Origin of the sequence: Actinophytocola xinjiangensis (assembly GCF_001921215.1) — a bacterium.
Lineage (GTDB): Bacteria > Actinomycetota > Actinomycetes > Mycobacteriales > Pseudonocardiaceae > Actinophytocola > Actinophytocola xinjiangensis.
Genome location: NZ_MSIF01000036.1, coordinates 36,263 through 58,145, shown reverse-complemented (window position 1 = coordinate 58,145; position 21,883 = coordinate 36,263). Strand labels below are relative to the sequence as shown.

At 71.4% G+C, this 21,883-nt stretch carries 20 protein-coding genes; 5 read left to right on the top strand and 15 right to left on the bottom strand.

Translation table 11 applies throughout. The features are described 5' to 3' along the window. Positions 1 to 175 precede the first annotated feature (175 nt). Complete coding sequence (locus tag BLA60_RS44035) at positions 176 to 337, bottom strand: hypothetical protein (protein WP_154814899.1); 162 nt, start codon at positions 335 to 337, stop codon at positions 176 to 178. A gap of 126 nt (positions 338 to 463) precedes the next feature. On the opposite strand from BLA60_RS44035, the gene BLA60_RS38800 reads away from it, so the two are divergent. Next, a complete protein-coding gene (locus BLA60_RS38800) occupies positions 464 to 1,225 on the top strand; it encodes a crotonase/enoyl-CoA hydratase family protein (RefSeq protein ID WP_075138082.1) in 762 nt (253 codons plus the stop codon). A 33-nt stretch (positions 1,226 to 1,258) separates the two neighbouring features. Here BLA60_RS38800 and BLA60_RS38795 read toward each other — a convergent pair whose 3' ends face one another. The 3 genes from BLA60_RS38795 to BLA60_RS38785 are packed head-to-tail and all read right to left on the bottom strand — an operon-like array spanning position 1,259 to position 3,880. Then, complete coding sequence (locus tag BLA60_RS38795) at positions 1,259 to 1,546, bottom strand: STAS domain-containing protein (protein ID WP_154814898.1); 288 nt, start codon at positions 1,544 to 1,546, stop codon at positions 1,259 to 1,261. Between the two features lie 18 nt (positions 1,547 to 1,564). After that, positions 1,565 to 2,707 (bottom strand): CaiB/BaiF CoA transferase family protein, encoded by a 1,143-nt coding sequence (locus BLA60_RS38790; protein WP_075138080.1) that lies wholly within the window; start codon positions 2,705 to 2,707, stop codon positions 1,565 to 1,567. A gap of 21 nt (positions 2,708 to 2,728) precedes the next feature. After that, the gene (locus BLA60_RS38785; RefSeq protein WP_075138079.1) at positions 2,729 to 3,880 is read right to left on the bottom strand and encodes an acyl-CoA dehydrogenase family protein; all 1,152 of its coding nucleotides are present in this window, start codon (positions 3,878 to 3,880) and stop codon (positions 2,729 to 2,731) included. Positions 3,881 to 3,928: 48 nt separating this feature from the next. Between BLA60_RS38785 and BLA60_RS38780 the strand changes: the two genes are divergently transcribed. Beyond that, positions 3,929 to 4,564, top strand: a complete 636-nt coding sequence (locus BLA60_RS38780; protein WP_084736021.1) for a TetR/AcrR family transcriptional regulator — start codon at positions 3,929 to 3,931, stop codon at positions 4,562 to 4,564. 515 nt (positions 4,565 to 5,079) lie between these two features. Continuing rightward, positions 5,080 to 6,750 (top strand): hypothetical protein, encoded by a 1,671-nt coding sequence (locus tag BLA60_RS38770; protein WP_154814897.1) that lies wholly within the window; start codon positions 5,080 to 5,082, stop codon positions 6,748 to 6,750. A gap of 36 nt (positions 6,751 to 6,786) precedes the next feature. Here the strand turns inward: BLA60_RS38770 and BLA60_RS38765 are convergent, their stop codons facing one another. The 6 genes from BLA60_RS38765 to BLA60_RS38735 form a co-directional block, all read right to left on the bottom strand. Then, positions 6,787 to 7,458, bottom strand: a complete 672-nt coding sequence (locus BLA60_RS38765; protein ID WP_075138076.1) for an alpha/beta fold hydrolase — start codon at positions 7,456 to 7,458, stop codon at positions 6,787 to 6,789. Between the two features lie 42 nt (positions 7,459 to 7,500). Further along, on the bottom strand, positions 7,501 to 8,322 hold the full coding sequence (locus BLA60_RS38760) for a DUF4262 domain-containing protein (RefSeq protein WP_154814896.1): 822 nt from the start codon (positions 8,320 to 8,322) through the stop codon (positions 7,501 to 7,503). After that, on the bottom strand, positions 8,319 to 9,074 hold the full coding sequence (locus BLA60_RS38755; protein ID WP_075138074.1) for a putative protein N(5)-glutamine methyltransferase: 756 nt from the start codon (positions 9,072 to 9,074) through the stop codon (positions 8,319 to 8,321). The genes BLA60_RS38760 and BLA60_RS38755 overlap by 4 nt, the downstream gene beginning before the upstream one ends. Further along, on the bottom strand, positions 9,071 to 12,085 hold the full coding sequence (locus tag BLA60_RS38750) for a helix-turn-helix transcriptional regulator (protein ID WP_075138073.1): 3,015 nt from the start codon (positions 12,083 to 12,085) through the stop codon (positions 9,071 to 9,073). Before BLA60_RS38750 ends, BLA60_RS38755 begins: the two co-directional genes overlap by 4 nt. A gap of 473 nt (positions 12,086 to 12,558) precedes the next feature. Further along, positions 12,559 to 12,762, bottom strand: coding sequence for a DUF397 domain-containing protein (locus BLA60_RS38740; protein WP_425427132.1), 204 nt, complete (start codon positions 12,760 to 12,762; stop codon positions 12,559 to 12,561). A 25-nt stretch (positions 12,763 to 12,787) separates the two neighbouring features. After that, a complete protein-coding gene (locus tag BLA60_RS38735) occupies positions 12,788 to 13,636 on the bottom strand; it encodes a helix-turn-helix domain-containing protein (RefSeq protein WP_075138094.1) in 849 nt (282 codons plus the stop codon). 258 nt (positions 13,637 to 13,894) lie between these two features. Here BLA60_RS38735 and BLA60_RS42780 point away from each other — a divergent pair, with 258 nt between their 5' ends. Beyond that, entirely contained in the window at positions 13,895 to 14,254 is a 360-nt protein-coding gene (locus tag BLA60_RS42780; protein WP_154814895.1) for a hypothetical protein, read from the top strand. Between the two features lie 174 nt (positions 14,255 to 14,428). Here the strand turns inward: BLA60_RS42780 and dacB are convergent, their stop codons facing one another. From dacB to BLA60_RS38710, 5 genes are all read right to left on the bottom strand, one after another. After that, positions 14,429 to 15,958 (bottom strand): D-alanyl-D-alanine carboxypeptidase/D-alanyl-D-alanine endopeptidase, encoded by a 1,530-nt coding sequence (gene dacB, locus BLA60_RS38730; protein WP_075138070.1) that lies wholly within the window; start codon positions 15,956 to 15,958, stop codon positions 14,429 to 14,431. A gap of 82 nt (positions 15,959 to 16,040) precedes the next feature. Then, a complete protein-coding gene (gene tesB, locus BLA60_RS38725) occupies positions 16,041 to 16,964 on the bottom strand; it encodes an acyl-CoA thioesterase II (RefSeq protein WP_075138069.1) in 924 nt (307 codons plus the stop codon). A gap of 28 nt (positions 16,965 to 16,992) precedes the next feature. Then, positions 16,993 to 18,417 (bottom strand): pyruvate kinase, encoded by a 1,425-nt coding sequence (gene pyk, locus BLA60_RS38720; protein ID WP_075138068.1) that lies wholly within the window; start codon positions 18,415 to 18,417, stop codon positions 16,993 to 16,995. Positions 18,418 to 18,491: 74 nt separating this feature from the next. Beyond that, a complete protein-coding gene (locus BLA60_RS38715) occupies positions 18,492 to 19,160 on the bottom strand; it encodes a DUF2461 domain-containing protein (RefSeq protein ID WP_075138067.1) in 669 nt (222 codons plus the stop codon). Between the two features lie 82 nt (positions 19,161 to 19,242). Further along, complete coding sequence (locus tag BLA60_RS38710; RefSeq protein WP_075138066.1) at positions 19,243 to 20,217, bottom strand: trypsin-like serine peptidase; 975 nt, start codon at positions 20,215 to 20,217, stop codon at positions 19,243 to 19,245. Positions 20,218 to 20,446: 229 nt separating this feature from the next. Between BLA60_RS38710 and BLA60_RS38705 the strand changes: the two genes are divergently transcribed. Next, on the top strand, positions 20,447 to 21,880 hold the full coding sequence (locus tag BLA60_RS38705; protein WP_075138093.1) for an aromatic amino acid ammonia-lyase: 1,434 nt from the start codon (positions 20,447 to 20,449) through the stop codon (positions 21,878 to 21,880). Positions 21,881 to 21,883 lie beyond the last annotated feature (3 nt).

Here is a 21,883-nt window from a genome sequence, read left to right as displayed (position 1 = left end):
CGATCAGGGCTTACAGGGCCAGAATCCACCCGTACGGTCCAATGTGGTGCTAGATCCGGCCACGCTTCGTAACCGTCGGTGATCTTTGGGTCGCGCACGAGCAGGGACGCCACCTCGGCGGTGCCGTGGTGACGTCCCTCGACCGGTAGTTCTGTGAGTGCCCTGTGATCCCCCGTCAGGAGAAGAGGTTGCGCACGAAGGTGATGATCGCCTCGGCGCCGTCCTCCAGCCAACCGAGAATCCCCTGCACCGCCTCCGCGGCCTGTGATGGCTGGGTGATCACGTAGAACAGCACGAGAGCCACCCCGACCAACATCAGGACCTTCTTCGCGTTCACCGCTTTCGCTCCATCCACCGCTCCCCGCGCGCCTGTTCACACAAATGGATGCATACAGCTTACGGTGCGTACACCTCCCCGCACAGCACCTTCGACATCCGTGTTCGATCACCGAGAGGTGGACCGTTGAGCGAGACCGTGCTCGTCGAGCAGTCCGGACCGATCATGACAGTCCTGATCAACCGCCCTGACCAGCGCAATGCCGTCGACGGACGGACAGCCGCCGCGCTCGCCGAGGCGTTCCGCGCGTTCGACGACGATCCCTGCGCGAGCGTCGCCGTCCTCACCGGCGTCGGCTCGACGTTCTGCGCCGGCGCCGACCTGAAAGCCGTCGGAACCGATCGGGGTAACCGTGTGGACACAGAGGGTGATGGACCTATGGGTCCGACACGGATGTCGCTCGGCAAGCCGGTGATCGCGGCCGTGTCCGGCCACGCCGTGGCCGGAGGGCTGGAACTGGCACTGTGGTGCGACCTTCGAGTGGTCGACGAGACCGCTGTGTTCGGGGTGTTCTGCCGTCGGTGGGGCGTGCCGCTGATCGACGGTGGAACGGTCCGGCTGCCTCGGGTGATCGGCCACGGCCGGGCGATGGACATGATCCTCACCGGCCGGCCGGTGCTGGCCGACGAGGCGCTGGCCATGGGGTTGGCCAGCGCGGTCGTTCCGGCCGGGCAGGCCCGCGAGGCGGCGGAGGACCTGGGGCGGCGGTTGGCGGAGTTCCCCCAGGAGTGTCTGCGGTCGGATCGAGCCTCGGTGCTGGGGCAGTGGGGGCTGCCGGAGAGGGCGGCGCTGGGGGCCGAGTTCGCGTTGGGGGTCGGGGTTCTGGAGGCTGGCGTGGAAGGCGCCGGGAAGTTCGTCGACGGGGCCGGCAGGCACGGGGAGTTCTGACTCGTGCCCTGGGGTCATGGATTGGACCTGACCTCACCGGGGATGCATGGCGAACCGAACGGCATCCGAGGGAACCACCCGCAGCGCGCACCCAGCCTTCGCGCACCCGGCCTGCGCGTGCCGAACGACCTCCACCGCGCTGAGGTCGCACATGGAGACCGCGCTCAGGTCGAGGGTGAGCAGGTCAAGCTCGGCACCGCCGAGAAAGTCCGTCACCACCTGGTTGACCTCGACGATCCCGGCAGCGTCCAGCCGCCCCGCCACGCTCACCCCGGCGCCGGGGTTCACCGACACCGTGACCAGCGACATCCGTGCGCTCATGGCGCAGAGACTATCCGCTCAGCCGATCACGCCATCAGCCCGCAGCTTCTCCACGTCCTCCGGCGAGTAACCCAGGTCGGACAGCACCTCCACGGTGTCCGACCTCGGCTCGTGAGGTGCTGCGGGCGTGCCGGCGGGAGTCCTGTCGAACCTGGGGGCGGGGGCCGGCTGGCGATGGCCGTCGGGCGCCACGAAGGTTCCGCGGGCGGTGTTGTGCGGGTGTTCGGCGGCCTCCTCCGGCGTCAGGACGGGGGTGAGGCACGCGTCGGTGCCCTCGGCCAGCGCCGCCCACTCGTCACGGGTGCGGGTGCGGATCACGGCCGCCAGCGTGGCACGAACCTCGGGCCATCGCGCCTGGTCAAGGCGTCCGGCCACGTCGGCCGGGTCCACGCCCAACACCGTCACCAGTGCCTGCCAGAAGCGTTCCTCGATGGCGCCCACGGCGACGTACCGGCCGTCGGAGGTCTCGTAGGTGTCGTAGAACGGGGCGCCGCCGTCGAGCATGTTGTTGCCCCGGCCCTTGTTCCACAGGCCGATGTTGCGCAGGCCGTGCAGGCCCGTCGTCAGCAGCGCGGCGCCGTCGACCATCGACGCGTCGACGACCTGGCCCCTGCCCGACGCCGCCCGCTCCACCAGTGCCGCCAGGACACCCATCGCCAGCAGCATTCCGCCGCCGCCGAAGTCGCCGAGCAGGTTCAGCGGGGGAACGGGCCGTTCGCCAGCGCGGCCGATCGGCTCCAGGGCGCCGGCCAGGCCGATGTAGTTGATGTCGTGGCCGGCGGTCTGGGCCAGCGGACCGTCCTGCCCCCACCCCGTGACCCGGCCGTAGACCAGGCCGGGGTTGCGTTGCAGACACACCTCCGGGCCAAGGCCGAGGCGCTCGGTCACGCCGGGGCGGAAGCCCTCGATGAGCACGTCGGCGCCGTCGATCAGGCGCAGGACCACGTCGCGGCCCGCCGGCTGCTTGGTGTCCACGCCGATCCACCGCCGCGAGCGCGACAGCGGGTCGTTCGGGAACACCAGCACGTCGAAGCCGGGCTTGGCGCGGTCGACGCGCACGACGTCGGCGCCGAGGTCGGCCAGGACGGTGGTGGCGAACGGCGCCGGGGCGAGACCCGCCAGTTCGACGACCTTGAGCCCAACGAGCGGTCCGGCGCCCATCAGCCTCCCCTTCGGTTGTGACTACAGGGAACGGGAGATGATTTCCTTCATGATCTCGTTCGTGCCGCCGAAGATCCGCTGCACGCGCGCCGCGGTCCAGGCCCTCGAGATCGGGTACTCGGTCATGTAACCGTAACCGCCGAACAGCTGCAGGCACTCGTCGGCGACCCGGGAGAGCCGGTCGGTGGTCCACCACTTGGCCATCGCCGCGCCGGTCACGTCCAGTTCGCCGCGCAGGTGGCGTTCGATGCACTGGTCGAGGTAGGCCTTGGAGACCGCGACCTCGGTGGCGGCCTCGGCGAGGGTGAACTTGGTGTTCTGGAACTTGAAGATCTCCCGGCCGAACGCGGTGCGTTCCTTGGTGTAGGCCACGGTCATCTCGACCGCCGACTCCATCGCGGCCACCGCCGACACCGCGATGATCAGCCGTTCCTGCGGCAGCTGCTGCATCAGGTGCACGAATCCGAGACCCTCGGTGCCGCCCAGGAGGTTCTCGGCCGGGATCCGGACGTCGTCGAAGAACAGCTCGGCGGTGTCCTGGCCCTTGAGGCCGACCTTGTCCAGGACCCGCCCCCGGCGGAAGCCCTCGGCGCCCTCGGTCTCCAGCAGCAGCAGCGACACGCCCTGTGCCTTCTCCGCCGGGTCGGTCTTGGCGACCACGACCACCAGGTTGGCCTGGGCGCCGTTGGTGATGAACGTCTTGGCGCCGTTGAGGACGTAGTGGTCGCCGTCCCGGATGGCTTTGGAGCGCACGTTCTGCAGGTCCGAGCCGGTGCCCGGTTCGGTCATCGCGATCGCGCCGACGAGCTCGCCGGAGGCCAGGCGCGGCAGGTAGCGGCGCTTCTGGTCCTCGGTGCCGCACGCCAGCAGGTAGTGGGCGACGATGCCGCTGTGCACGGCGTTGCCCCACGCGTCGTCGCCGGCCTTGGCCTGTTCCTCCAGCAGGACCGCCTCGTGGGCGAACGTGCCGCCGCCACCGCCGTACTCCTCGGGGACGCTCAGGCACAGCAGGCCGACCTCGCCGGCCTTGTTCCACAGCTCGCGGTCCACCTGCTTGGCCTGCGCCCAGCGTTCCTGGTGCGGTGCGAGTTCCTTCTGGCAGAAGGAACGGGCGAGGTCGCGGAAGGTGTCGAGATCCTCGGTCAGCCAGGACGAGCGCTGGGTCAGCGGCATGAGATCTCCCCAAGAAACAATCCGGGCGGCATGTAAAGTCTGGCCTGAATGTACATGCGTGCGGACCTGCACGTAAAGCGGAGGAGTCGACACGTGACCGCGCACCGGACCCAGCAGGAACGCAGTACGCGCACCCGCGCCCTGCTGCTCGACGCGACCATCGACTGTCTGGTGGAACTGGGCTACGCGCACACCACGGTGATCGAGATCTGTCAGCGGGCCGGCGTGTCCCGGGGCGCGCAGCAGCACCACTTCACCACCAAGGCCGACCTGATGACCAGCGCGCTGGAGCACCTGTTCACCCGCCTGGCCGCCAAGATCCTCGACGGCGACCTGCCCACCGGCCCGGACCGCCTGGAGAAGGGCATCGACCTGCTGTGGGAGGCGTACTCCGGCGCCCTGTCGACCGCCGCGGTCGAACTGTGGGTCGCCGCCCGCACCGACGAGGAACTGCGGGCGAGCCTGCTGCCCGTCGACCGGGCGCTGGGCCACACGACCCTCGAGTTCTACCGGCGGCTCGTCGGCGCCCCCGACGTTCCCGCCGACCCGACCGAACTGGAGACCGTGCTGCTGCTGACCGTGCACCTGTTCCGCGGTCTGGCCCTGGACGCCATGATCGGCGGTGACCCCGGCCGGCGTACGGCCCTGATCGCCGACTGGAAGTCCCGGGTCCTCCCCCGCTGATCCGCTCCGGTTGGCGGCGGTTGGCCCGGCCCTCGCTCGCGCCAACCGCCGCCACGAAGTCGCCCGCGTCCGGGCGACTCGGGCGCCGCCGGACGTGCTGTCGCGACACCGCTCGCGCGGTGCCGGTGCCCCAACAGTCGCGTCCGTGAGTGGCGCCCGAGCCGCGCCGCCTCCCGCCCCGTTCCTGGTAGGCGGCGGTTGGCCCGGCCCTCGCACGAGCCAACCGCCGCTACGGAGAAAGAGGGGGGCAAGCGCGGAACGTGACGTTCGCTAACGCAACGAGTCTGGTAGCGATCGTTTTCAACATCACTCACCGAAATGCGAAAGTCACTCAGTAGCCGACAGTGACCGCCGCTCCCAGCGGGTCGCCCCCCGTCGCAGGCAGGCCCTCCTGACCCGGCCGGCGCGGGGTTGTGGCAGGTGAGGGCGCGGTGCGCGGTGGGCAGGGCACGCCGGGGCAACGATTGGCGCCCTTCCGGACATGGGTGTCCGGGATCACTGGCATCATGCAGGCCGTGACTCAGCCGCCACCGCAGCGACCGTTCCAGCCACCGCCGATGGGCATGCGGCCGCCCACACCACCACCGCCTCCTCCCCCGCCACCGCCGCCGAAGCCGCCGAAGCCGCCCCGGCGGCGGACCGGGGTCGGGGCCGTGCCGGCGATCGGCGCGGTGGCGGCGGTCCTGGCCGCCGGGCTCACGATCGCCGGGCTGTTCCTCCCGGTGCACTCGGTCACCAACTCGTGGGGCCCCGGCGAGGGGACGTTCGGCTACGACGTCACGTGGTGGGGTCTGACGGCCACCAGCGACGGCATCGACTCCCCCCTGGCCCAGTCCACCACCGCGGTCACCGGGATCCTGCCGTCGGTCGCGGCGGCGTTGTTGTTGGTGGCGGCGGTGTTCATGTACCTGGCCGGGCGGTCGCTGCGCCCGGGGGTACGCACGGCCGGCCGGTCACTGGTGTCGGCCGGCGTCGGCATGTTGGCCGGGGTGGCGACGTTCCAGCTGATCAGCAGCCTGCTGGACATGCGCACGTGGAACGAAAGCCCGCTCGACCCCGGCGAGGGCGTCGACTTCATGGTCGACATCGGCCTGTACCTGCCGCTGGGCGCGGTGATTCTCGGCGTGGTCGCGATCGTGCTGGCGCACCGCACCCGCCCGGCCCGCCGCGAACCCATGACGCCGCCGATGGGTATCCGCCGTCCCCCGTACCCCGGGCCGATGACCGGTCAGCAACCGGCGGTTCCCGGGCCAGGACAGTCCAGTGGCCGGTTCACGCCCGTCGCCCAGCCGCCCGCGCCGTTCGCCGCCGCCGGCTCCACTTCGGACACACCGGCGACCCCGGAGGACGACGCGGAGATCACCCAGACCGTCCACGTCGACACCGCCGCTCCGTCGGACGGCCCCCAACCCGACGGCATCACGGCGACGATCACCCCGTCCGCGACGGTGGCCGACGCCCTGCCCGCCGCTGAAACCCCACCGGCCTCCCCGGCGACGACAATCGGCCAGGTCCAACCGACCGAGGAAACGTCCACGGCGGAAACACAGCCCCACGCCACGACACCGGAGTCCGGCGCGACAACCGAGACGGTCACGGCCGAACCGGCGCAACCCGTCGACACGCCCGCGGCGACCACCTCGACCGAGTCCCCGCCCAGCGAGCCAGCCCGACCGACGGACCCGGCACCCGCCCAGCCGGCGGAACCCGGCGACACCGCGGCGAGCACTCCCGCCGAACCACCGACCCCGCTCGCCGACACCCCCAGCGAGCCAACGGAACCCGCCGACACGACATCCGCCGACCCAGCCCCGGGCGCGGCGACCGCAACGGCGAACACCGGCGCGGGCGAACCACCAGCCGGCGACGACCCCGCGACGGACACCGGCGCGAGCGAACCAACCCCCGCCGCCGGCCCTCCCTCGGAACCGACGGCCCCGGGCGGTCAGGAGAACCAGCCCGCGCCGGAAAGGTCGCCGGCCGACGACAGTCCGGTGTCACCGGAGCGGTCCACCGACGCGGGCGAGTCGGCGCCAACCGCCGGTGACAACCCGGCGGCCACCGGACACGTCCAGTCGACGGCAGCCCCCGAGCCGACCGACCCCGCGCCGGGTCAGCCGAAACCCCTGTCCCCGCTCAGTTTCCCGCCAGCGCCGCCCGCACCGGAGATCGACGGCCGGAGCTGACCGAACCGGCCGGCCCCGTGGCCGGGGCCGGCCGGTTCAGCGGGACAGGAACGGCGCCACCACCGCGGCGAACCGCTCCGGCGCCCGGGCGTGGATCTCGTGTCCGACCGGGATCGTCTCGACCGTGGCCGAGGGCATCTGGGTGGCGGCCTCGACGTGGCGGGTCTGGTCGAGGTGGCTCGACGGGCCTCCGCTGACCCACAGGGTCGGCGACGGGAACCGGCGGATGTTCGTCCACCACGCGGGGTTGGCGCGGCGGCCGTCCCCGCGCAGCGGGACCACGGCCCGCCAGTCGAACGGGGGCGGGGTGTCGGGCTCGGCGGGCGGGTTCGGGTCGGGCAGCGGCGGGCCGTGCTCGGGCGGCACGGGACTGTCCTCCAGGACCAGGTGGCGCACCAGCTCCGGGTGCCGCCCGGCCAGCAGCGACGCGACCAGGGCACCCATCGAGTGGCCGACGAGGTCCATCTCGGACACGTCGGGCAGCGCCAGGATCACGTCCGCCACCATCAGGTCGAACGTGTAGGTGTCGGGGCGCGGACTCCGGCCGTGGCCGCGCAGGTCGAGGGCGATGGTGTGCCGGCCATCGAGTCTGGCCGCGAAGTCCGTCCAGGTGGCGGCGTCCTCACCGAGGGCGTGCAGGAGGACCACCGGCGGCTCGGCGCCGGGGGTTCCGGTGGTGCGGCGGTTCAACTCGACGGTCGACGGCATCAGCAGAGCGTAGTGGAGAACCTACAAGTCCACTATGGACTGTCAGCCCTCGTGCGTGGTCCGCGACCAGTTGCCGTCCGGTTCCTGCCAGGCGGCGTGGCCGCGCGGCAGGTCAGCGAAGTCACGGATGTGCGGATGGCCCGTCACCAGGTGCCGCAGGTGCACCAGGCCCGTCTCCCCGCCGGGGGAACGGCTGTCGCGGAACTCCCACCCCCCGGACCGGGTGTGCACGATGCCGACGATCGGCGCCTCGCCCCGGATCACCCCGGTCGAACCGACGACCAGTTCGTCGCCGTCGGTGTCCGGGAACGGGGAGGTCGCGAGGTCGGCGAGCCTGGTCCACTGGCCCGGCGGATGGTCGTCGCGCGGGAGCCACAACAGGGGCTGGTTGGCGCGGCACCGCTCACCGGCCGCCGCGTCCCACGGGAACCGGCCGTCGCGGTCGGGCCAGACCAGCTGCACCGCCGGCACCGCCGACCGGTAGAAATCCCCCGCGAGGGTGAGCATCTCCTCCTGCCAGCTCGGGTCCACCGGGCGCACCACCACCGGGAACCCGTCCAGCACGCCCCACCGCTGCTCCCCCGGCCGCAACGTCTGCCCCGCGCGGACCTGCTGGCCGACGGCGTTGACCCAGGCGTGCATGTCCCGCCCGCGCAGCCCGAACATGCAGACCTCCGGCGACCGCATCGTGTGCCACAGGCCCACCGAGTAGGCCCAGCCGGGCACCTCCCGCTCCTCGGCCACGACCACGACACTCCAGCCGTGCTCCTCGATGTGCCACACCATGTTCAGCTCACGCGGGCCGAGCCCTGCCGGTAACTCGCCGCCGGCGCACAACCAGCAACGGCAGTCCGCCTCAGTCACCCGGCGACCCTAACGCGGCCGATCACCGCCGTGGCCTCCTCCCCCTCGGCGCTCACCGACCACGCCTCCAGCCCCGCCCCGGCCAGCACCGCCACCGCCGGCCCGGCCTGCCGCCGCCCCGACTCGGACAGCAGGTGCCCGCCCGGCGCCAGCCACCGCGCCGCCGACGCCGCGACCCGACGCAGCACGGCCAGCCCGTCGGCGCCGCCGTCGAGGGCCTGCCTCGGCTCGTGGTCACGCGCCTCGGGCGGCATCAGCCCGATCTCACCGGTCGGCACGTACGGCACGTTCGCCACCAGGACCTCGACCCGTCCGCGCAGCTCACCGGGCAGGGCCGCGAACAGGTCACCCTGGTACACCCTCGGCACGTTGCGCCGCGCGGCCGCCACCGCGGCCGGCGACACGTCCGCCGCGTGCAGCTCGACCGGGACCGCCGCCGCGATCGCCGCGCCGACAGCGCCACAACCGCAGCACAGGTCGACGACCACCGCGCCGGGGCGGGCCAGCGCCACCGCCTGGTCGACCAGGAACTCCGTGCGGTGGCGCGGGACGAACACGCCCGGCCCGATGTGCAGCCGCAGCCCGTGGAACTCCGCCCAGCCCAGCACGTACTCCAACGGCTCGCCGGCCACCCGCCGCTCGGTCAGCCCCGCCAGCTCCGCCGGCGAGGACGCCGCCTCGGTGAGCAGCCGCGCCTCCTCCTCGGCGAACACGCATCCCGCGGCCCGCAGCCGCGCCACCAGATCGGTCACCGGCCACCGGGCGCGTCGTCGAGCAGGCCCCGCTCGTAGGCGATGGCCACCGCGTCGGTCCGCCGGGCCGCCCCCAGCTTCGCCATGATCCGCGACAGGTGCACGCTCACCGTCTTCTCACTGATGTACAGCTCCTCGCCGACCTGCCGGTTGGTCCGGCCCAACGCCACCAGCCGCAACACGCTGCGCTCCCGGGGGGTGAACGGGTCGAGCGAGGTGCGCGGCACCGGGCCATCGCCCAGCGTCAGCCGCGCCCGGCGGGCCAGCGAGCGCACCGCGTCGCGCAGCGGCAGCGCCCCCAGCCGGCAGGCCACCTTCTCGGCCGCCCGCAGTTCGGTCTCCGCGCCCTGGCGGTCCTCGGCTCCCAGCAGCGCCTCGGCCAGCCGCCACCGGGCCACCGCCTGCTCGTAGACCGCGCCGTAGCCGAAGTTCTCGATCACCGTGCGCCACAGCGCCGGGTCGTCCTCGCCGGACAACCGGCTGGCCTCGGCCTCGGCCCTGGCCAGCCAGCCCCGGCCCTCCGGACCCAGCCGGCCGGTGCGCGCCCGGCCGAGGCGCGCGGTGTCGCGGGCCAGGGTGAGCAGCCGCTGTCCCTCCTCGACGGCGGCCAGGCGCTCGTCCTCGGCCCGCCGCCGGGCGGCGTCGCCGGCCCGCTCGGCACACAACGCGAGGCCCAGCGCGGCGATCCGGATGTTCACCAGCGGCCACTTCCCGGCGACCCGCTCGGCCCACTCCACCGTCTCCCGCACGCCGCGCACACCGTCCTGGTGGCGGCCCTGCCAGAACGCCAGCTCGGCGCCGACCGCGCCCATCGTCGCGCCGATCTGGAAGTCGCGGTTCCACTCCGGGCGCAGCTCGGCGACCAGCCGGGCGCCCTCCTCCAGCCGGCCCCTGGCGACCACGACCGCACTGCCGAGAGCGGCGATCCTGGCCGAGACCGTGTTCGACACCCGCCGCCCCGGCGGCTCGGCCGCCGACTCGCTGGCGTCCCAGTCGCCACGCGCGTAGCTGGTGATCACCTTCAGCGCGCGCAGCTCGAAACCGTAGGAACCCCAGGCCAGACCGGTGCTCCTGGCCCTGGCCAGGCCCTCGTCGATGACCGCGATGGCCTGGTCGATCTCGCCGTGCTCGTAGTGGTTGAGGCCCAGGTAGTGCCAGGTGCGCAGCTCGACGCTGGGTGCGTCGGCCAGCTGCGCCAGGCGCTGGGCCTGCCGCAGCCGCTCGCGGCTCTGCTCCAGCAGGTCGTCGGCCTCGTCCAGCACGGCCAGGGTGCTCAGCGCGTCGGCCTCCACCGCCGGCTCGTCCGCCGCGCGGGCGTCGGCCACGGCCATCTCGGCGAACACGCGCGCCTCGGCCGGATCGCCGATGCCGCGCAGGATCGCCGCGTACACCGCCAGTACCCAGGCCTTCTCGCAGCTGGGCGGCAGGTCGCGGACGTGCTCCCAGGCGCGTTCGATGACCTGGCGGGCCTCCTCGTCCCGGCCCTCGACGGCGAACAGCGCCGAGGCGAACCGGCGCAGCGTCATCCCGGCCAGCTCCGGGTCGCCGTCCGGGTCGAGCAGTGTGGCCGCCGAGCGCAGGAACGCCACCGCCCGCTCGGGCTCACCGGCGCTGCCGGCGGCGTGCGACGCCTTGCGCAGCAACGCGCCCTCGTCGACGTCCGGCGGGCGGTCGGCCTCGGGCACCGCGTCCCACAGTTTGAGTGCCCGCTCGAAGTGACGCAGCGACTCGGTCGGCGCGCCGGACTGCTTGGCCTCGATGCCGGCGGTCACCGACGCGGCCAGTGCCTGGGGCAGCTGGTGGCTCTCCATGCTGTGGTGGGCCAGTGCCGCTGCCATGCCCCGGCGGACGTGCTTGCCGAGCAGCCGCTTGGCGTAGGCGCTGTGCAGCCGGACCCGTTCGCCGGGCAGCAGGTCGCCGTAGACGGCCTCGCGCAGCAGCGCGTGCCGGAAGGAGTAGATCTCGCGGTTGTCCTGCTGCTGGGGCAGCAGCACGTGGTGCTGCACCGCCTCGCGCAGGGCCTCCTCCAGCTCGGTCTCGGACAGCTCGACGACGTCGAGCAGCACGTGGTGGCCGATCCGGCGACCGCCGACCGACGCCACCCGGATCACCTGCTGGGCCGGGGCCGACAGCCGTTCCACGCGGGAGAGCAGCACGTCGACCAGGGTCGCCGGCAGGCCGGAGGGGTGGCCGGACTCGGTGTAGGCGGCGACCAGCTCCTCGGCGAAGAACGCGTTGCCCTCCGACCGTTCGGCGACCTCGCGGACGGTGTCCTCGGGCAGCACCTCGTCGGCCAGCGCGGCGACGAACGTGCGGGAGTCGGCGTCGCCGAAGGGGGTCAGCTCCAGGCGTTCGGTGGCGGGCTGGCGGACCAGCTCGGCCAGCAGCTGGCGCAGCGGGTGGCGGCGGTGCAGGTCGTCACCCCGGTAGGTGCCGGCGACCAGCAGCCGCTGGTCACGCAGCCGGGAGACCAGGAAGGCCAGCAGCCAGCGGGTGGAGCCGTCTGCCCAGTGCAGGTCCTCCAGCACGAGCACCACGCACCGGTCGGCGGCCAGGTCGGTGAGCAGGCCGTGGACGGCGTCGAACAGCTGGAGCTGGCCGATGTCCTGCTCGGAGCGGCGCACGCCGTCGCGGGTGCCCACGCCGCCGGACTGGTCGGCCTCGCCGGCCGGCAGCACCGCGTCGGGCAGGAGCCTGGCCAGGGCGGGGCGGGTGCGCAGGGCCTGCTCGGGGTCGGGCAGCTGGGCCATCGCCTCGACGAAGGGCAGGTAGGGCAGGCCGGTCTCGCCGGCGTCCAGACAGCGGCCGGTGAGCACCAGGGCGTCCTTGTCCCTGGCCAGCGCGGCCAGTTCCTCGGTCAGCCTGGTCTTGCCGACCCCGGCGTCGCCGGAGATGAGCAGGGCCGCCGCGGTACCCGCGGCGGCCTGTTCGAAGGTCACACGTAGCCGGTCCAGCTCCCGGTCACGTGCCACCAGCGCGATTCCGGATCCGAGGCGAGCCACGTTCTGCATGCTCGCACACCTCAGGTGGCCGGCCGCATCTGATTAACCGGTGACCGGGACCTCCCCTTCCGCCGCCGTAGGGTCCGCCGCCACCACGGGGCGGAGGTCCGGCGGGCCTCGCGGGCGTGGGCCAGGGCATCCTCGGCCAGCGCGCGCTCCAGGCGGTACGCCATCTCGAACCTGATCTGTTCGGGGGTGACTATCATCTCGACTCCTCGTTCACGTCCTGCGGTGACGAGAGTCAGAGTCGTCCTGAGGCCGGGGGCCGGGCATCGGACGTTCGCGCAGGCCTGCGCGGGGCGATGCCTTACCCGGACGGGGGAGGGCGTAAGGGGTGCGGGTAAGGGGCCTGAGGCGGGGTAAGGAGCCGGTGCTCCAGGGTCTGGAGAGCACTGGGGCCGCCGTTCACTCAAGCGATGCCACTGGTGATTTCCCTACGGGAACCGGGCCGGACGGGCCGGCGCGGCTCACCGGCGCGACGCTCAGGCGTCGAGCCGTCCCTCCTTGAGGGCGCCGAGGAACACGGTCCATCCGGCGTTGGCGAACTCGACGTGACCGGCGTCCGGGCGCTTGGAATCCCGCACCGCTGCGCCGATTCTGGCCACGACAAGCTCGACACAGTCGTTGCCCGCACCGCTACGGCTGCTCTTGCGCCAGTCCGCACCTGTCAGGTCAGAAAAGGTCAACACTCTGCTCCTCTCGAAATCGTCTCTAGGTCAGCCGGTCGGCTGCCTGAGTGACCATTGCGGCGGTGTCGTCCGGCTTCAATGCCGCCGCACGCAAATGGTCGAACATCAACGTATACCGGTGGACGTCCGATGGCTGTTCCAAGTAGACGCCAGTTGTCGTGTTCTCGACATAGACGACATCCGGGTCGGCCTGCTCGGGGAAGCCGAGGATGAGGAACGGGCCCTCCATGCCGGCGTGCGCGCCGGAGGCGAAGGGCAGGACCTGGAGGGTGACGTGCGGCAGGGCGGCGAGTTCGACGAGCCGGTGGAGCTGTTCGCGCATGATGTCGACGCCGCCGACGGTCCGGTGCAGGACGGCTTCGTCCAGTATCGCCCAGTACTCCGGCGGAGTCGGGTCGGTGAGCAGCTTCTGCCTGGTCACCCGGGCCTTGACCCGGCGTTCGACGTCGGCCTCGGTCGCGTCGGGACGGATGGCGCGGTGCACGGCCCTGGTGTAGCCCTCGGTCTGCAGCAGGCCGGGGATGAGCAGGGCCTGGTGGGTGCGCAGCGAGGCCGCGTCGGACTCGAGGCCGACGAAGGAGCCGGTGAAGACCTCGTTGTAGGCGTGCCACCAGCCCTTCTTGCGGGCCTCGCGGGCGAGTTGGACGAGGGCCTCGCGTTCGTCGTTCTCGATGCCGTAGACCTCCAGCATGTCCCGGACGTCGCGGGGGGTGACCCCGACGTGGCCGGTCTCGATGCGACTAATCTTGGAGGCGGAGCACTCCAACTTCTCGCCGACCTCGTCGATGGTCAGTTCGGCGGCCTCGCGGAGCCGCCGTAGCTCGCTGGCGAGGCGACGGCGCCGAACCGTCGGGCTGGGACCTCGCGCCAACACGATCACCTCATCGTTGTCGGTTGCTCAAGTTTCTAGCAACTGGGTGGGGAAACCGAGAAACTCGGAACAGGTTGCCTGCGCACAGTAGAGATTTCCAACCTAGCCCTTGCGGTGTCACCCGATCGTGTATTGCAACTTGCAGAATGCGGGTCGCTACCCGCAAGCTGCTAATGCGACGAGCTGTTTGTTCAACGAACACGCAAGGTCGACGCACAGGTTAGGCCCTCCGTAATCGTCGGTTCAACGGGAGTCACGGTGAGTAGTCCAGTCTTTGGCGAGCTGGAGTCGTCGCTGGCCGGGTACCTGACCGACGTCACCAAACGGACCCGGTTGGGTGATGACCGTTCGGTGGCCGCTCTCGCCCGGGCGGAGCTGCCTCGGCTGGTGGTGGCGCTGCGGGCCGTGCTCGACGAGCACAGCCCGGACAGCGGGGGACGGTGTTCACGGTGTCGTCGGCGACGGTTCGGGCGGGTGCCCTCACCCTGTCGGGCCTACCTCACGGCCCATCTGTGCCTGGTGGCCGTGGAGGAGACGTCCTCGACCGCTCCCTCTGACGCGACCGTGCCCATGCGGCGACCGGTGGTGGTTCGTGAGGTGTTGCGAGCTTCTGGTTGATGGTGTGCGAGTGTCGGTTTTGCCCGAACCGACGCTCGTGTGGTGACCCGCTCTCCCTTTCTCCCCCCGGGTCACCGTGCCGACGGGGGCGAGCCCGGTTCTTTCGGGCTCGCCCCCTGTGGTCGTGGTGTGGCTGGACCACCTGTCCGCCCGCCTTCATTCCTGGGTGTCGTGTCAGCAGGCCTTGACCCAGCTGCATTCCAGGTCCTGGGGGTAGGTGGTGGTGCGGGGGGCCGTGGTCGCCGCGGTGGTGTCGCCGCCTTCCTCGGCCAGGCGGACGGCGACCCTGTCTTCAATGGTCTTGGCGTTGATGCCGATCGTGTTGTTGGTCAGCATCGAGAACACCAGGCGCTCACCACCAGCCGTGTCCACATAGCCGGACAGGCCGGTGACGCCGGTGAGGCTGCCGGTCTTGGCGTGGACGTTGCCTTCGGCCGCGGTCCCGGCCATGCGGCTGCGCAGGGTGCCGCCGGTGAGGCGGTCGGGGTTGCCGGCCACGGGGAGGGCGTCGAACCAGGCCGGGAACCAGGGGCGGGTGGTGGCCCCGGACAACAGCTGCGCCAGTTGGGCCGGCGAGATCTGGTCCATTCTGGACAGACCCGACCCATCCGCCATGGACAGTGCGCCCGTGACGCCCAGGGTGGTGAGGGCGTCCACCAGAACCGGACGGCCGGCGTCCCAGCTGCCCTCGCCGGAGACCTTGCGGCCCATGGACTTGACGAGGATCTCGGCGTGCAGGTTGTTGCTCAGCTTCAGGAACGGGACCTGCAACTCACTCAGCGGGATGGACTCGCGGGTCGCCAGGACCCGCGCGTCGGACGGTGTCGCGGCGCGGACCGTGGGGCCAAGGACCGTGACACCGTGGCGTTGGAGGGACGCCCGGAACAGGGCCGCCGCGTAGCCGGTGGGCTCCCAGACGGCCATCCACTCCGACTGGGCGGAGGCGCCGGCGGGAATGGAGCCGGTGATGGTGAAGGTGTTGGTGCCGTGGACCCGATCAACCGTCGTGGTGTTGGACGAACCCGCCGGGCCGGTGGTCGCGTTGTTCACCACCCGGACGTAGTTGGTGGGGGGATCGGTGGTGACCGTGGGGCGCTGGCCGGCCGCCCCTGGCGCCACGCGGACGATGATCGAGCCGGCGTCGAAGTCCTCGTCCGGGGACACGGTCAGGGCCGAGACCTGGGCGTTGTAGTAGTAGGGCTCGTCGTCCCAGGCCCAGGACAGGCCGAGGCGGATGTCGTCGAACCAGGTGTCGTCGGCGGTCAGGTTGCCGGTGACCACCCGGGTGCCGGTGGCGGCCACCGTCGCGGCCAGGGCGTCGTAGTCGGCGGCCAGCATCGTGGGGTCACCGGTGCCCTTGAGGTACAGGTTTCCGTTGAGGACCGCGCCGGTTCGGCGGGCGGGGGTGGCCACCGTCGTGGTGAACGTGTGGTCGGGGCCCAGAACCTCCAGGGCCGCGGCCGAGGTCGCCAGTTTCGCGTTGGACGCCGGCTGGCGACGACGCTCGGGGGCCCGCTGGTAGACGACGTCGCCGTCCGGTGTTGTGACCACCAGGCCCACGTCGGCGCCGGCCAGGCCCGGGTCGGCGAGGATGGTGTCCAGGTCGGCGCCCAGCGAGTCGCGGTCCTGGGCCTGGACCGGGGCACCGGCCACCAGGACGATCAGGCCAGCTGTCAGGGCGGTCAGGCGAAGAGATCTACGCACAAGGGTCTCCTGAGGTGATCAGGGAACGTCGAGGTGGAAGATCCTCCTACTCTGGACAGTCCCTGACAATCACCAACAAGGGTTAGTCGTAGACCCTCAACAGCCCCTCCTGCACCACCGTCGCGATCAGCGAACCGTCCCTGGCGAAGAACCGGCCGGTCGCCAGCCCTCGCGCGTCCGACGCGCTCGGCGACACGCTATCGTACAGGAACCACTCGTCCGCGCGGAACGGTCGGTGGAACCACAGCGCATGGTCCAGGCTCGCACCGACCACGTTGTCATAACCCCAGTAGATCCCGTGCCGGGCCAGGATCGAGTCCAACAGGGTCATGTCCGACGCATACGTCAGCACGCACACGTGCAACAGCTCGTCGTCGGGCAGTGTGCCGTCGGCGCGCATCCAGACCTGGTTACCGCCCTCCAGGTCACCGCGCTCCCTGGCCTTCCACGGAGGCTCGGTCACGTACCGGATGTCGATGGGACGCGGCAGGGTCGCCATCGCGCCCAGCTTGTCCACCAGCTCCGCCATGCTCCACGCGCGGTTGGGCAACGACTCCGGATCGGGCACGTCCGGCATCCCGTCGGCGTGGTCCAGACCCGCCTCCGGCACGTGGAACGACGCCGACAACGAGAAGATCGCCTTGCCGCGCTGGACCGCCACGACCCGGCGGGTGGTGAACGAACGACCGTCGCGGATCCGGTCCACCTCGTAGACGATCGGGATGCTCGGATCCCCGGGGCGGATGAAGTACGCGTGCAGCGAGTGCACCTTCCGCTCCGGCGGCACGGTCCGGCCGGCCGCCACCAGGGCCTGGCCGGCGACCTGCCCGCCGAAGACCCGCACCGGGGACTCCGCCGGGCTCACGCCACGGAAGATGTTCTCCTCGATCCGCTCCAGGTCCAGCAGCGCGACCAGGTGGTCCACCACCGGCTGGCCGGTGGCGACCTCCGGCGTGCCACCCAGTCGCTCCAGGTCAGCCGCCGCCTGTCGCGCCGCTTCGGTCATGTCGCCGCTCCCCGGGGCCTCGGCACCCTCAGGCGTGGTCCTCCTCGCCGAGCCGGTGCACCCGGATCAGGTTAGTGGAGCCGACCGTCCCCGGCGGCGAGCCTGCGACCACGACCACAAGGTCACCCGGCTGGTAGCGGCCGATCGAGAGCATCGACGTGTCCACCTGGCGGACCATCAGGTCGGTCGAGTCGACCTCCGGCACCATGAACGTCTCCACGCCCCAGGTCAGCGCGAGCTGACTGCGCACCGCCGGTTCCGGGGTGAACGCCAGCAGCGGCAGGTGCGTGTGCAGCCTGGCCAGCCGGCGGACCGTGTCCCCGGACTGGGTGAAGGCGACCAGCGCCTTGGCGTTGAGCCGCTCGCCGATGTCGCGGGCGGCGTAGGACAGCACGCCCCGCTTGGTGCGCGGCACGTGCGTCAGCGGCGGCACGACCGTCGACTCGCTCTCCACGGCCTCGACGATCCGGCTCATGGTCTCGACGGTCTCGATCGGGTACCGGCCCACGCTCGTCTCGCCGGAGAGCATGACCGCGTCGGCGCCGTCGAGCACCGCGTTGGCCACGTCGGAGGCCTCGGCGCGGGTCGGCCGGGAGTTGTTGATCATGGATTCCAGCATCTGGGTCGCCACGATCACCGGCTTGGCGTTCTCCCGCGCGATCTGGATGGTGCGCTTCTGCACCAGCGGAACCTGCTCCAGCGGCAGCTCCACTCCCAGGTCACCCCGGGCGACCATGACACCGTCGAAGGCGAGCACGATCGCCTCCAGGTTCGACACCGCCTCCGGCTTCTCCAGCTTGGCGATCACCGGCACCCGGCCCCGGCCCACCCGGTCCATCACCTGGTGCACCAGGTCGATGTCGGCCGGGGACCGCACGAAGGACAGGGCGACGAAGTCCACCCCGAGCTGCAGCGCGAACTCCAGGTCCTCGATGTCCTTGTCCGACATCGCGGGGACCGACACGTCCATCCCCGGCAGCGAGATGCCCTTGTTGTTGCTGACCTTGCCGCCCTCGGTGACCTCGCAGACCACGTCCGGCCCGTCCACCTCGACCACCGTCAGCCCGACGTTGCCGTCGTCCACCAGCAGCCGGTCGCCGGGCGTGGCGTCCCGGGCCAGGCCCTTGTAGGTGGTGGACACCCGGTCATGGGTGCCGGCGACGTCCTCGACGGTGATCCGGACGACGTCACCGACGCGCCACTCGGCCTTGCCGCTGGCGAACGTGCCGAGACGGATCTTGGGACCCTGCAGGTCACCCATGATGCCCACGGCCCGGCCCGACTCGTCCGAGGCGGCCCGCACCAGGTCGTAGACCTGCTTGTGGTCGCTCTGGCTGCCGTGGCTGAAGTTCATCCTGGCGACGTCCATGCCGGCCGCGACCAGGTCACGCACCTTCTCCGGTGTCGCCGTCGCCGGCCCCAGAGTGCATACAATCTTCGCTCGTCGACTCACAGGTACGCAGCCTAGCGCGCAACGCTGGAACGATCCCGAAATACTCGGCAGTAATGAGCGGATCGATCCAGAAGTTATCGACTCGTTCGCTTCTCGGTGACCCCGACGTGGTCCCGTGCCCACTCGTTGAACGGCCGCAGCGCACGGAAGGACCGGCGTACCCGGTCGAGCAACGCCCGTTCGTGCAGCACGTCATCGGGTTCCCAGACCCGCGCGGCGTAGACCGAGCGGTAACGCAGCAGGTCGAGGCGCGGGTGGTCGGGGTCGACGCCACGCGGGCGGGTGCGCAGCCGGTCCCCCAGGATCTCGAAGCCGGACCGCTCCAGCTTCGCCAGCACCGAGGCCAGGGCGCTGCCGTGGATCCGCTCGCCGACCGCCGTGCGGTACCGGGCGAGCTGGTCGGACTCCAGGTGGAAGCAGCCGCCGCCGACCCGCACACCGTCCGGGCCGACCTCCACGTAGTAGGCGCCCGCGCCCCGGCCGGCCTCGATCACGCCGCCGCAGTGGTCCTTGTACGGGGTCTTGTCCCTGGCGAACCGGACGTCACGGTAGGGGCGGAACACCGTCACCCGGGAGTCGTCGGCGGCGAACTCGCCGGCCAGCTCGGCCAGCAGCGCCTCCATCGGCGCCCGCACGTCGGCCAGGTAGACGTGCTTGTTGTCGGTCCAGTAGGACTTGGAGTTGTCCGCGACCAAGCCGTCGTAGAAGTCGATCGCGTGCTCACCGAAGCCGGTGAACCGCATGCTGGTGCTGGGTGGCGTGCTCATCGGCACCGAGGATAGGCCCGTGGCGGCCCGGGCGAGCGGGCCGCCACGGACCGTTGCCTCAGGCCGCCTGCGCGGCGTTGTACACGCCCTGGGCGTCGGCGCCGAAGTACGGGCCGAACATCCACAGCGTGATGAGGTTGATCTTGTAGCTGTTCACCGAGTTCTGGATCCCGGTGCCGGCGCCCTCGTCGAAGTCGAGGAACCACGGGCCGCCGCTGGACCCGCCGGTCATGTCACAGGTCATGCCGATGCCGTCGCTGATGATCGCGTCGAACGTGCCGCCGCTGCAGTAGATCATCGTCGAGCCGTCGTACGGGTCGGCCGCCGGCCAGCCGAAGGCGTACATGTCCTGGCCACGGTCCTGGTTGAACGCGATCCCCTGGCCACCGACGACGTCGGTGAGGCTCCGGCCGTCGAGCGGGTTGACCACGGCGGCGCCGACGTCGTAGTTGATGTCCTCGGTCGCCGTCCACTGCGGGGTGGCGAAGGTGGCGCGCGCGGTCCAGGTGCCGTGCGGGGCGCTGCCGTTGTCGTAGCCGGGGACGAAGACCCAGTCGGTGTGCCAGGCGCCGTCGAGCTTGACGCAGTGCCCGGCGGTCATCACGACGCTCTTGTTTCCGCTGGTCACCGCGTTGCCACTGCACGAGGCCTGCCGGCCGCCGTAGGTGAAGAAGACCCGGCCGGCGGTGGCCTCGACGGCGCCGCCGCCCGGCCACTCGCCGCCGCCTTCGGGGAAGACCATCGGCAGCAGGTCATTGAGCAGGGAGTTCGTCGGTTGCACGACCTGGGAGACGCCGCGCCGGACGTCCTGGGTCAGCGCGGAGGTGTCGGCCCTGGGCAGCAGCCGGTCGAGCGGGATCGCCGCCCGCATGGCCTCGGGTGTCCATCGCGCGGCGACGCTCTGCTCGCCGGACAGGTGGTGGACCCCGACGGACGGTGCCTGGGCCGCCGCCGGGGCGGCGGGGGCCACGAACACCGTCACCGCAAGCCCGCTCGCCACCACGGCTACGGCGGACCGCCAGTTACTACGCATGGATACCTACCTTCCGGATCACCCACTCAGGGGTCATCCGTGCAGGGGATAGGTGGACACCACTGTCAACGAGCGTTCTGCCTGATGGTTACTGGAACAGACCTGGTGGATTGCGGAGAGTGGCGTCCGGTGCGGCGCCACACAGGGTGGACATCACAGGTCACTCGAACGGGTGTTGAGTCCACAATGGCGTGAACGTGACCGAGTGGTGGTGAATGACGTGGCAGAACTGGTGGTGGACGGCCGGACCCTCACCTGTACCGACGTGGAGCTGGTGGCCGACCACAAGGTGACCGTGCGGGTCTCCCCCGACGCGGCCCACCGCGCCGAAGCCGCGTGGCGACTGGTCACCGACCTGTCGGCCGAACGCGAGATCTACGGCCGCACGACCGGCGTCGGCGCCAACCGCGACCTCACCGTCGACGAGGACGCCGGGCCGGAACACGGCCGCCGGCTGCTGCGCAGCCACGCCGGCGGCACCGGCGACCTCGTGCCGGCCAGAACACTGCGGGCGATGCTGCTCATCCGGCTCAACCAGCTCGCCGCCGGCGGGTCCGGCGCCCACCCCCGCCTGCTCGACACCCTCGCCCAGGCGCTGAACACCGGATCCGTGCCGAGGATCCACCGCACCGGCGCCATCGGCACCGGCGACCTGACGGCGCTGGCCGAGACCGCGCTCGCACTGTCCGGTGAGGTCCCGTGGCTGGCCGGCGGCGTCGCGCCGGTGTCGCTCGACACGTCCGACGCGCTCGCGTTCATGTCCAGCAACGCCGCGACCCTGGCCGAAGCCGTGCTGGCGTCACTCGAACTGGACCGGTTGCTGCGGGCGAGCCACGTCGTCGCGGCGCTGTCGTACGTGGTGCTCGGCGGGTCGGCCGAGGCGTACGCGACCGCCGTGCACGAGGCGCGACCGCACCCGGGCCAAGTGCGGTGCGCGGCGGAAATGCGCCGGCTGCTCGGGATGACCGGGGAGCCACGGCCCGGGCGGCGGATCCAGGACCCCTACGGGTTACGGGCCTTCCCGCAGGTCCAGGGGCCGGCGTTGGACGCGTTGGCCTACCTGTGGGAAGTACTGGGGGTGGAGATCAACTCGGCGACCGAGAACCCGATGGTGTCGCTGTCGGCGCGGAACGTTTTCCACCATGCGCATTTCCACACCGCTTACGTGGCGGTGGCGTTGGACCGGGCCCGGGCGACCATTCACCACGTCGCGGAACTGTCGGCCACCCGGCTCGGGGACCTGGTCGAGCCGTCGTTCACCGACCTGCCCGCGTTCCTGGCCGTGGGACCGCCGGGAAGCTCCGGGGTGATGATCCTCGAGTACGTGGCACATGACGCGCTCGCGGCGCTGCGGCAGGCGGCGTTGCCGGTGACGTTGGGAACCGCCGTGGTGTCCCGGGGAGTGGAGGACCACGCGAGCTTCGCCACGCAGGCCGCTCGGCAGGCTGTTGCGGTCGGGGTCGCCTATCGGCAGGTACTCGCCTGTGAGCTGGTGGCGGCGGTTCGGGCGTTGCGGATGCGGCCGGCCGATCTGATGGATCTACCGGTTCGGCTGGGGTTCGAGATCGCGGACGCCGTGCTGGACCCCGGGTTGGCTGATCGGGCATTGTCCGGGGACCTCGCCGTTGCCGGTGGGTTGTTGGGGCGGTTGTCCTCTGTGTGATGT